The following is a 5,868-nucleotide window of genomic DNA, read 5'->3' on the forward strand; positions in this document are numbered from 1 at the left end:
CCGCGTTCCGCTGACCGCCTGCTAAGTGGCCTTCGGCCGGAAGGCCGCGAGCGCCTCGACGTCCGACGGCGGGTTGCGGACGTAGTTGTCGACCCAGTCCGCGACTCCCGGGAATCCCGAGCCGGCGGTGATCGCCGCGCACACCGCCTCGGCGTCCAACTCCGTGCGGCGCAACTGGATCGCCGGGCCGTCCGCGCCGCCGAGCAGCGCCCAGTGCGCCCCGGTCGAGCCGTACGGCATCCCGACCGAGCCCGGGTTGACCACCGTGGTCCGGTCGACGAGCCGGACGTAGGGCATGTGAGTGTGCCCGCACACCACGGTCCGCACCGGCTCGCCGACCCCGGCGAGCACCTCGGTCCACCGGGCGAGATCGCTGTCGACCAGCACGAACTCCTCGTCGTCGCGCGGTGTCGCGTGGCAGAAGAGCACCGAGCCCAGGCCCCGGACGTCCAGGGTCACCGTGTCCGGCAGGCCGTCGAGCAGCGCCACCTGGTCGGGCCGCAGCGCCTTGGCCGCCCAGACCCCGACCGCGAGGAGCGGATCGGCCGGGGCCGGCGCGCCGCGCGCCCAGTCCAGCGTGTCCCGCTCGCAGTTGCCGCGCACCCAGACCACCCGTTCGCCGAGCGAGGAGACCAGGTCGAACGTCTCGACCGGCTGCGGCCCGGCGGCGAGATCGCCGGCCAGCACGATCAGATCGGCCGAGCGCACGTCCGGCTCGGCCAGCACCGCCTCCAGTGCGGGCAGGACACAGTGGACATCCGCGAGCACCGCGACCCGGTCGACCATGCCCCAACCCTGGCCCGCCCGGCGTGCGGAAAACCAGGCGGTTCGCCGTCGGCGCAACCGTGTCCCGATCCGGCTGACGTCGGCCCCGGCGGGTAGCGTCGCCGCTGTGGAGGAGGGCCTGGACCTCGACCTGTTCGAGACTCCGCCGGACGGGCTGGCGCACCGCGACGCGCGGATCGCCGCGAACACCCCGCTGGCGGTGCGGATGCGGCCGCGGTCGCTGGACGAGGTGGTCGGGCAGGACCACCTGCTCGGACCGGGATCGCCGCTGCGCCGGTTGGTGGAGGGCGCCGCGCCGGCGTCGGTGCTGCTCTACGGCCCGCCCGGGACGGGCAAGACCACCCTGGCCATGCTGGTGTCGCAGGCGATCGGCCGGCGCTTCGCCGCGCTGTCCGCGGTGTCGGCCGGGGTGAAGGAGGTCCGGGCGGTCATCGACGAGGCCCGGCGGCGGCTGGCGCACTCCGGCGAGCCGACGGTGCTGTTCATCGACGAGGTGCACCGCTTCTCCAAGACCCAGCAGGACGCGCTGCTCGGCGCGGTCGAGGACCGCACGGTGCTGCTGGTGGCCGCCACGACCGAAAATCCCTTCTTCAGCGTCGTGTCGCCGTTGCTGTCCCGGTCCCTGGTGCTGCAGCTGCGCTCGCTGTCCGACGAGGACGTGCGGGCGCTGATCACCCGCGCGGTCGCCGACGAACGCGGGCTCGGTGGGGTGATCGGCCTGGCCACCGACGCCGAGGACCACATCGTCCGGCTGGCCGGCGGGGACGGCCGCCGGGCGCTCACCGCGCTCGAGGCGGCCGCCGACTCGGCGCTGGCCAAGGGCCTGGAGGAGATCGACCTGGCCACCGTCGAGTCCACTGTGGACAAAGCGGCGGTGCGCTACGACCGGCAGGGCGACCAGCACTACGACGTGATCAGCGCGTTCATCAAGTCGCTGCGCGGGTCGGACGTGGACGCCGCGCTGCACTATCTGGCCCGGATGATCGAGGCGGGGGAGGACCCGCGGTTCATCGCACGCCGGCTGGTGATCCAGGCGAGCGAGGAGATCGGGATGGCCGACCCGACGGCGTTGCAGGTGGCGGTGGCCGCGGCGCAGGCGGTGCAGCTGATCGGGCTGCCCGAGTGCACGCTCAACCTGGCTCAGGCCACCGTGCACATCGCCACCGCACCCAAGTCCAACGCGGTCACCACGGCGATCTCGGCGGCCATGGACGACGTCCGCAAGGGCGCGATCGGATCGGTGCCGCCGCATCTGCGGGACGGCCACTACGCCGGCGCCAAGAAGCTCGGCAACGCGACCGGCTACCGCTACCCGCACGATGTCCCGGACGGCGTGCTCACCCAGCAGTACCCCCCGGACGAGCTGGTGGGCCGGGACTACTACCAGCCGACCCAGCGTGGCGCCGAGCGCGCGGTCGCCGACCGGCTGCCCCGGTTGCGCCGGGTCGTGCGTGGCCAGGACCCGCCCGAGTAGGGCGCTGAACGGGGAACTCGGGGTAGCCCGGATGGGGACTCGCCGGGCGGCGACGGTCCGGCCGGACCAGGACCGATGCCGCGCGGTAACCTGACGCCCGATCAGGCAATCCACTGGCAAGGAGGGCTCGTGTCGACATGGGAATGGATTGCGCTGATCGCTACCGGCGCACTGCTGGTGATCAGCGTGATCCTGGCCATCACCCTGATCAAGCTGAGCCGCACCCTGGACGAGGCCACCATCGCCATCCGCAAGCTCTACACCAACACCGACCCGTTGTTCGCCGGCGCCAACACCACGATCAACCACGTGAACACGCAGCTCGAGCGGGTCGACGGGATCACGGCCAACACCCAGGCGGTCACCGGCAACGTCTCGGCGCTCACCTCGGTGTTCACGGCGACGCTGGGCGGCCCCTTAGTCAAGTTCGCCGCGTTCTCCTACGGCGTCAACCGGGCGCTGCGGGCGCGGCGTAGGGCCAAGGCCGTCACCGAGGGCCGGCACGCCCGCGGCCGGCGGCTGGCCCGGCGCGGAGGGGCACACTGATGCGGCGGGTTTTCTGGCTTGGAGTAGGGATCGCGACCGGCGTAGCGTTGACCAGGAAGGCCCAGAGTGCCGTCCGGCAGGCCAGCCCGTCGGGTATCGCCGCCAATCTCGGTGAGGCGATGCGCGAGCTGGCGACCGCGGTCGGCGCGTTCGGGGCGGACATCCGCGCCGGCATGGCCGAGCGCGAGGAGGAGTTGTCCGAGATGGTTGAGCAGCGGTCCGGAGTGAGCCCGTTGGCTCGCCGCGCGCTGGGCGCATCCGCCCCCGCGACGCGGCGGCCGGCGCACGCCTCCGACGCGCGAGCTCGCCGGGCGAACGGCTGACCGCGCGCCACCCACCGGCGCCCGCCGTTCGCCTGCCGCAGCCGCCCGGACCGCGACAGACCACAAAGGACAGACACCGTGGAAACCCATGACATCAGCAACCGGTTCCTGAGCCATTTCAGGAACAACGGCCACACCGAGGTGCCCAGCGCCTCGCTCATCCTCAACGATCCCAACCTGTTGTTCGTCAACGCGGGCATGGTGCAGTTCAAGCCGTACTTCCTCGGCGAGGAACCGCCGCCCTACCCGCGGGCGACCAGCATCCAGAAGTGCGTGCGCACCGGGGACATCGAGGAGGTCGGCAAGACCACCCGGCACAACACGTTCTTCCAGATGGCCGGCAACTTCTCCTTCGGCGACTACTTCAAGGAAGGCGCGATCGAGCACGCCTGGACCCTGGTGACCGGCAGCCAGGCCGACGGCGGCTTCGGCTTCGATCCGGAACTGCTGTGGGCCACCGTCTACCACGACGACGACGAGGCGTTCCAACTGTGGCGCAAGGTGTCCGGCCTGCCCGAGGAGCGCATCCAGCGGCGCGGAGCCGAGGACAACTACTGGGACATGGGGGTGCCCGGCCCGGGCGGCCCGTGCTCGGAGATCTACGTCGACCGGGGCGCGGCCTACGGCCGCGACGGCGGCCCGGAGGCCGACGAGGACCGGTTCCTGGAGATCTGGAACCTGGTGTTCATGCAGGACATCCGGGGGGAGGGCAGCCCGAAGAAGGGCCACCCGGTGCTGGGTGAGCTGCCGAAGAAGAACATCGACACCGGTCTGGGCATCGAGCGGGTGGCCACCCTGCTGCAGGGGGTCGACAACGTCTACGAGACCGACCTGGTCCGGCCGGTGATCGTCCGGGCGGAGGAGATGTCCGGCCGGCGGTACGGCGCCGACCACACCGACGACGTCCGGTTCCGGGTCATCGCCGACCATGCGCGCAGCGCCATGATGCTGATCGCCGACGGGGTCAGCCCGGGCAACGAGGCGCGCGGATACGTGCTGCGCCGGCTGCTGCGCCGGATCGTGCGCTCGGTGCGGCTGCTCGGGGTCACGGAGCCGGTCCTCGGCGAGTTCGCGGCGGTCGTGCGGGACACCATGAGCCCGTTCTACCCGGACCTGGCCACCGACTTCGCCCGGATCGACGCGGTGGTGCGCAACGAGGAGGACACCTTCCTCACCACCCTGTCCAGCGGGTCGCGGATCTTCGACCTGGCCGCGGCCGACACCAAGCAGCGCGGCGGCGACGTCCTGGCCGGCGACAAGGCCTTCCAGCTGCACGACACCTACGGCTTCCCGATCGACCTGACCCTGGAGATGGCCGCCGAGCAGGGCCTGAAGGTCGACGAGGAGGGCTTCCGGCGGCTGATGGCCGAGCAGCGGGCGCGGTCGAAGGAGGACGCGAACCTGCGCAAGGTCGGCCACGCGGGTGGTGGCGGCTACCGCTCGATCCTGGACGAGCACGGCACCACGGAGTTCCTCGGCTACCGCGAGCTGACCGCCGAGGCGCGGGTGGTGGGCCTGCTGGTCGGCGGCGAGCCGTCGGCCGCGGCGGGCGCCGGGACCGAGGTGGAGATCGTGCTGGACCGCACCCCGTTCTACGCGGAGGGCGGCGGCCAGCTCGCCGACACCGGCCGGATCACCGGGTCCACCGCGGAGATCGAGGTGCACGACGTCCAGTCGCCGGTGGCGGGGCTCAACGTGCACCGCGGCAAGGTGCTCTCCGGCGAGGTCACCCTGGACGAGACCGTGCACGCGCAGGTCGACGGCACCCGCCGGCGCGCGGTGTCCCGGGCGCACTCGGCCACCCACCTGGTGCACGCCGGCATGCGCCGGGCGCTAGGCACCCAGGCGGCGCAGGCGGGCTCGCTCAACGCGCCGGGCCGGCTGCGGTTCGACTTCACCTCGCCGGCCGGGGCGGTGCCGCCCAGCGTGCTCGCCGACGTCGAGGACGAGGTCAACGACGTGCTGCTGCACGACTACGACGTCCAGGCCGAGATCACCACCCTGGACGAGGCGCGCAGGTCCGGCGCCATCGCGTTCTTCGGGGAGAAGTACGGCGACAAGGTGCGGGTCATCACCATCGGTGAGTACTCCCGGGAGCTGTGCGGCGGCACCCACGTGCACCGCTCCGGCGAGATCGGCCTGGTCAAGCTGCTGTCCGAGGCGTCCATCGGCGCGGGCGTCCGTCGGGTCGAGGCGCTGGTCGGGCTGGACGCGTTCCGCTTCCTGGCCCGTGAGCACGTCCTGGTGGCCCAGCTGGCCGAGCAGTTCAAGGCCCGGCCGGAGGAGCTGCCCGAGCGGATCGGGGCGGTCGTGGAGAAGCTGCGGGTGGCGGAGAAGGAGCTGGACCGGCTCCGCGGCGCCCAGCTGCTGTCCTCCGCCGGGACCCTGGCCGACGCGGCCGAGGACACCGGCGGGGTCGCCCTGGTCGCGGTGGCGACGCCGGACGGGGTCGCCGGCAACGACCTGCGCACCCTGGCCGGCGAGGTGCGCAACCGGCTCGGCGGCCGGGCCGGCGTCGTGGCCCTGTTCTCCGCGGACGGGCCGAAGGTGAACTTCGTGGTCGCCACCACGGCCACGGCCCGTGACCAGGGGCTCGCGGCCGGTCGTCTGGTTCCGGAGTTCGCCCCGGCGATCCAGGCCCGGGGTGGCGGCAAGCCCGACCTCGCCCAGGGCGGTGGCACCAACCCGGCCGGCGTCGCCGACGCCATCACCCTGCTCCGCGCCGCGCTGAGTGGCCGA

General features: G+C 72.6%; 5 protein-coding genes. 4 read left to right on the forward strand and 1 reads right to left on the reverse strand.

Going from position 1 to position 5,868, the window contains the following annotated elements; translation table 11 throughout:
* Positions 1 to 21: 21 nt before the first annotated feature.
* Positions 22 to 786, reverse strand: coding sequence for a metallophosphoesterase family protein (locus tag VFO68_RS29865; RefSeq protein ID WP_325161749.1), 765 nt, complete (start codon positions 784 to 786; stop codon positions 22 to 24).
* A 130-nt stretch (positions 787 to 916) separates the two neighbouring features.
* On the opposite strand from VFO68_RS29865, the gene VFO68_RS29870 reads away from it, so the two are divergent.
* The 4 genes from VFO68_RS29870 to alaS all read left to right on the forward strand — a co-directional run.
* Positions 917 to 2,260: a replication-associated recombination protein A gene (locus VFO68_RS29870; protein WP_325161753.1), complete on the forward strand. Its 1,344-nt coding sequence runs from the start codon at positions 917 to 919 to the stop codon at positions 2,258 to 2,260.
* A gap of 129 nt (positions 2,261 to 2,389) precedes the next feature.
* A complete protein-coding gene (locus tag VFO68_RS29875) occupies positions 2,390 to 2,806 on the forward strand; it encodes a DUF948 domain-containing protein (RefSeq protein ID WP_325161750.1) in 417 nt (138 codons plus the stop codon).
* Complete coding sequence (locus VFO68_RS29880; RefSeq protein WP_325161751.1) at positions 2,806 to 3,129, forward strand: hypothetical protein; 324 nt, start codon at positions 2,806 to 2,808, stop codon at positions 3,127 to 3,129. The genes VFO68_RS29875 and VFO68_RS29880 overlap by 1 nt, the downstream gene beginning before the upstream one ends.
* 78 nt (positions 3,130 to 3,207) lie before the next feature.
* The coding region (gene alaS, locus VFO68_RS29885) for an alanine--tRNA ligase (RefSeq protein ID WP_325161752.1) at positions 3,208 to 5,868 on the forward strand (2,661 nt) is incomplete at its 3' end.

The organism is Actinophytocola sp. (genome assembly GCF_035712165.1).
Lineage (GTDB): Bacteria > Actinomycetota > Actinomycetes > Mycobacteriales > Pseudonocardiaceae > DASYTH01.